This is a genomic window from Streptomyces ossamyceticus (genome assembly GCF_001418475.1).
Lineage (GTDB): Bacteria > Actinomycetota > Actinomycetes > Streptomycetales > Streptomycetaceae > Streptomyces > Streptomyces ossamyceticus.
In genome coordinates this window covers 1-5279 of record NZ_LIQX01000043.1, presented here as the reverse complement: position 1 = coordinate 5279, position 5279 = coordinate 1, and the positions used below count along the sequence as shown (strand labels likewise).

Annotated in this window: 3 protein-coding genes; all 3 read left to right on the top strand. The window is 73.2% G+C overall.

The features are described 5' to 3' along the window. A partial coding sequence (locus AOK15_RS04155; RefSeq protein ID WP_157870156.1) for an acyltransferase domain-containing protein occupies positions 1-1801 on the top strand: 1801 nt, incomplete at its 5' end. Then, entirely contained in the window at positions 1794-2915 is a 1122-nt protein-coding gene (locus tag AOK15_RS04150) for a DNA alkylation repair protein (RefSeq protein ID WP_055512856.1), read from the top strand. The genes AOK15_RS04155 and AOK15_RS04150, both read left to right, overlap by 8 nt. Continuing rightward, positions 2912-5279, top strand: a 2368-nt coding sequence (locus AOK15_RS04145; protein ID WP_157870155.1) for an SDR family NAD(P)-dependent oxidoreductase, incomplete at its 3' end; no start/stop codon positions are given. The genes AOK15_RS04150 and AOK15_RS04145, both read left to right, overlap by 4 nt.

The following is a 5279-nucleotide window of genomic DNA, read 5'->3' as shown; positions in this document are numbered from 1 at the left end:
CGAGATCGACGGACTGACCCGGGCCTGGCGTGAGCACACCGACCGCGCCCAGTTCTGCGCGATCGGCTCGCTGAAGTCCAACGTCGGTCACCTGGAGCCGGCGGCGGGCCTCGCGGGCCTGGTGAAGGCCCTCCTCGCGATGGAGCACGAGGTGATCTGGCCGACCCTGCACGTCACGCGCCCCAACGACCGGATCCGCTTCGAGGACACCCCCTTCTACCTCGCCGACCGGGCGCGGCCCTGGCCGCGCGAGGGGTACCCGAGGAGGGCCGCGATCAGCGCGTTCGGCATGGGCGGCGTCAACGCCCACGTCGTCGTCGAGGAGCCGCCGCCGCCCACCGGGCACACCCCGGTGCCGCAGGACAGCCACATCGTCCGCGTCAGCGCGGCCGACGAGACCACCCTGCGCGACCTCGCCGGCGCCTACGCCGGCCGTCTGACCCGCCTCACCGACAACCTGCTCTCCCAGGACCACGTCACCGAGAGCCCACTCTCCGAAGACCCGCTCGGCGATTTCGCCCGCACCGTCAACACCGCACGCACCGCTCACCCGTATCGCACCGCCGTCCACGGCACCACCGCCGCCGAACTGGCCGCCCGGCTCACCGAGGTCGCCTCCGGGGCGGCCCCGACGACCCGCCACACCCGGACGGCGACGACCACCGCCTTCCTCTTCACCGGGCAGGGCTCGCAGTACGCCCGCATGGCCGAGGGCCTCAGGGCGACCGAACCGCACTTCCGGGAAGCCCTCGACGAGTGCGCCGACCTGCTCCGCCCCTGGACCGACGTACCCCTGCTCGACCTGCTGTACGGCGACGCGCGGCACCTCCTGGACCAGACGCGGTACGCGCAGATCGGCATCGTCGGCGTCCAGGTCGCCCTGGTGACGTTCCTGCGGGCCGTCGGTGTCCGCCCCGACGTGGTCGCCGGGCACAGTCTGGGCGAACTGACCGCGGCCTGGGCGGCCGGCGTCCTCGCCCTGCCCGACCTGCTGCGGCTGACCGCGCTCCGCGGCGAGCTGATGCAGGCCCAGCCCGCCACCGGCACGATGGCCGTCGTCCACACCGACGCCGAGGCGCTGACGGCCGAACTCCGGGCTTACCCCGGCATCGAGATAGCCGCCCACAACGCGCCCCGCGTCCACACCGTCAGCGGCCCGGCGGAGGTGATGGCCCGCTTCCGCGAGCAGACCTCCTCACGCGTACAGCCCCTGACGGTCAGCCACGCCTTCCACTCCGCGGTGATGGAACCGGCCCTCGCCCCGTTCGCGGACGCCGTGGCCGCCACCCCGCTCGCGCCGCCCGCGCTCCCCTTCGCCAGCGCCCTCACCGGCACCTGGCACAGCGACGTCACCGCCACCGATCCCGGGCACTGGGCCCAGGCCATCCGCCGCACCGTCCGCTTCGGCCGGGCCGTCACCACGCTCGCCGAGACCGGCCCCCACACCGTCTGGGAGATCGGCCCGCACCCGCAGCTGATCCCCCTCGCCCGCGCCACGCTCGCCGAGGCGCGCCCGGACCTCACCCCCCTGTGGATCCCCACCCTCCAACGGGGCCGCGCGGACCAGCCGCAGCTGCACGCCGCGCTGACCTCCCACCACAACCACACCGGCACCGACCTGAACTGGACCGGCCTGCACCACGGCAAAGGCCAGAGCGTCACCACCGCCCCCGGCTACCCGTTCAGGCGCCGCCGGTTCTGGATCACCCCCGGCGCGCCCGATGCCCAGGGCCCCACACCCACGACCACCACCCCAAGTAATCACACGCACGAGACGAAGAGGCCCGAGCACCATGGCTAGCGAATACGGACTGAAGCGACACTTCAACGGCGAGGCCGCACGCCTCATCGGCGGCAAGGTCCGCGCCGTACACCCCGACTTCGACGTCGAGGGGTACGCCGCCGAGGTCGAACGGCGCATCCCCGGCAAGGAGCTGAAGGACCGCGTCCTCGTCCTCACCGAGGGCCTGCGCAGCCGGCTCCCGGAGGACTACCCCACGGCCGTGGCGGTGCTCCTGTCGATCCTCGGTGACGAACTCGCCGAGGGCGAGGGCATGTTCAACACCAGCTGGTTCCTGATGCCGGTGGCGAGGTTCGTGGAGGAGTACGGCCGGGACCACCCCGAGGCGTCCCTGGACGCCATCGAGGAGATCACCCGGCGCCACACCGGTGAGTACGCCATCAGGCCCTTCGTCGAGGACCACTACGAGCTGACGATGAAGCGGGTCGCGGAGTGGGCCCACAGCCCCAGCCACAACGTGCGGCGTCTCGCCAGCGAGGGCGTCCGGCCGCGCCTGCCGTGGGCGCGCACCCTCGACGTCTTCGTGAAGGACCCGCGGCCCGTCCTGGAGATCCTCGAACCCCTGCGCAGCGACCCCTCCGAGTACGTGCGCAAATCCGTCGCCAACAACCTCAACGACATCTCCAAGGACACCCCCGACCTCGCGCTCGCCACCGCGCTGCGCTGGCTTGAGGAGAGCCCCACCCCCGAGACCGACTGGACCGTGAAGCACGCCCTGCGCACCCTGGTGAAGAAGGGCGACCAGCAGGCCCTGGCCATCCTCGGGGCGACGGGCGGCGAACTCGTCCAGGTGTCCGCCCTGCGTGTCACGCCCCGCGCGGTCACCGTCGGGGACACCCTCCTCATCGACTTCACCGTGGAGAACGGCGACGACCGGCCGCACAGCGTGACCGTCGACTACGTCGTCCACCACGTACGCAAGAACGGCCGCAGCATCCCCAAGGTCTTCAAACTGACGACGCTCCGACTCGCCGCGGGGGAGCGGCGGACCGTACGCAAGTCCCACCCCGTCAAGGAGGTCCAGACCCGCCGCTACTACGCAGGCGAGCACACCGTGGACATCCAGGTGAACGGCCTGGTGAAGGCCACCGAGCGGTTCGACCTCCGCACATGAGCGGCTTCCGGGTCCACCTCGGCGTCACCGATCCGCTGGTCCGCGACCACCGCATCGGTGACACACCGGTCGTGCCGGCCGCCCTCCAGACGGACGCCGTCCTGACCGCCTGCGACACCCGACGGCCCGACCGCGTGTGGACGCTGGACAACCTCACCTTCCGCGCGCCGCTGCGGGTGACCGGGCCCGGCGTCGACCTACGGGTGACCACGGCCGACGACGGGCGGTGCTCGGTCCTCTCCGCCGGTGACGACGCGGGCGGCGCGCCCGTCGAGCACGGCTCGGCGCGCGCCCGCGGCGTGCCGATGCCGCCGCCGCGCTACGTCGACGTGGGAGGACTGCGGGCGGGCTGCACCCGGCCCGTCCCGCTGACGGACATCGAGGCGTGGCGGCAGACCAGCGGCATCACGTACGGGCCCGCCTACCGGGCGATCCGCTCCGCGTACCGGGGACCGGACCGCATGCTGGTGGTGCTGCGCGCCGACGACGACCTGCACACGGCCCGGTTCGTGCCGCCGCCGCTGCTCGACGGCGTCTTCCAGGCCCTCGGCATGCTCGACGACGGAACGGCCGGGGCGTGCCTGCCGTGGTACGTGGGCCGGCTCGTGGCCCGCCGGCCCTTCTCGGGCACGGTCCTCGCCCTCGTCGAACGGGACGCGACGGCCGGCGCCCGCGCCGGTGCCGTACGGGGACGGGCCACCGTCTGCAGCCAGCAGGGCGAGGTGCTGCTCGAACTGGAGCGCATCACCCTCAAGTCGCCCACGGTGGGAGCCCCGACCTGCGGGGCGGCGGAGGAGCGAACCCCTTCCGCCGCCGGTTCGATCGAGACCCCGGTCTGGCGGGAGGTCCGCCCCACCCGCACGCCACGGGAGCGCCGAGGCCCCCTGCTACTGGTCTCGCAGCGGCGGACACCGGCGCCGGACGGACCGCCCGTCATCCACATGACTCCAAAGGAGCTGACACCGGAACGCCTGGACGAGGTGCTCGACGGGACGCCCGTGGGCGCGGTGCTCTACGAGGCGCCGCGCGGACTGACGGACGAGGACCGGGTGGGCGAAGCCCTGCGGGGGGTCTTCGCCCTGGTACGGCGGCTGGCGGCCCGTCCGCCAATGCCGGACCTGCTCATCGTCACCGGCGGCGCCCACCGGGTGACGGGGGAGGAGACCGTCGACCCCTTCATGACCTCCCTGTGGGGGCTCGGCCGCACCCTGCGGGTGGAACACCCCCGCACCGAGGTGCGCCTGGTGGACCTGGAGCCCGGCGCCGACCTCACGACGGCGAACACGCCGACGGACCTCCTCGGGTACGCCGAGCAGGAACTCGCCCGCCGCCCCTCCGGCTGGTACCGGCCGACGCTGGAACCGGCCGGGCCCGCCCCGCTGCCGCCGAGCGGCGCCGACGCGTCGGCGCCCGCTCCCCGCTTCCGCGACGGTCGCTTCCTCATCACCGGGGGAATGGGCGGCATCGGTCTGCGGATCGCGGAGTTCCTCGCGGCCGAGGGCTGCGCCCATCTGACCCTCGTGGGCCGCACGGTCCCGGGCGCGGGGGAGACACGGGCACGGCTCGACCGGCTGGGCACCCGCTGCGACCTGCACACCCTCGCCGCCGACGTCCGTACGCTGCCGAAGGCACTCGACGGCGCCGAACGCTTCGACGGCGTGTTCCACGCGGCGGGAGTGCTGCGCGACGGCCTGGCCCGCACCCTGACACCCGAGCAGGTCACGGACGTCCTCGGCCCGAAGGTCGGCGGGGTGCACGCGATCGACGACCTGATCGCCGCGAGCGGCACCCCCGACTTCGTCGCCCTCTTCTCGTCCGTCGCCTCTGTCCGCGCCAACCTCGGACAGAGCGCCTACGCCACGGCCAACGCCTACCTCGACGGCTACGCCGCCCGCCGACGCGCCGACGGGGCCCCGTGGTTCAGCCTCGGCTGGGGCCTGTGGAGCGTCGGCATGGGCGAGGGCATCGCCCCGAAGGCCGCCGCGCACGGCGTACCGGTCCTCACGGCGGACAGCGGTGTCGCCCTGCTGCGCACCGTCCTCGGCCGTCCTCCCGCGCACTACGTCCTGTGCGCCGCCGCCCACGCGAAGGAAGAACCCATGACCGTTGTGACACCGGAAAGCGGACTGTGGCTGTCGCTGACCACGGCTGTGAAGAACGTGCTGCACGTCGACGCCGTGGCGCCCGAGGACGATCTGCTGGAACTGGGCCTCGACTCCATGATGGCGGTCGAACTGGCGGCGTCCCTGTCCGCCGACGGCTTCGAGGTCGACCCGATGGTCTTCTTCGAGCACAGCACGGTCGGCGGTGGCGGGGCGGAGGGTCGCAGGTGGTTCACCAGCGCGCCGACCGTGCTGTGCTCGA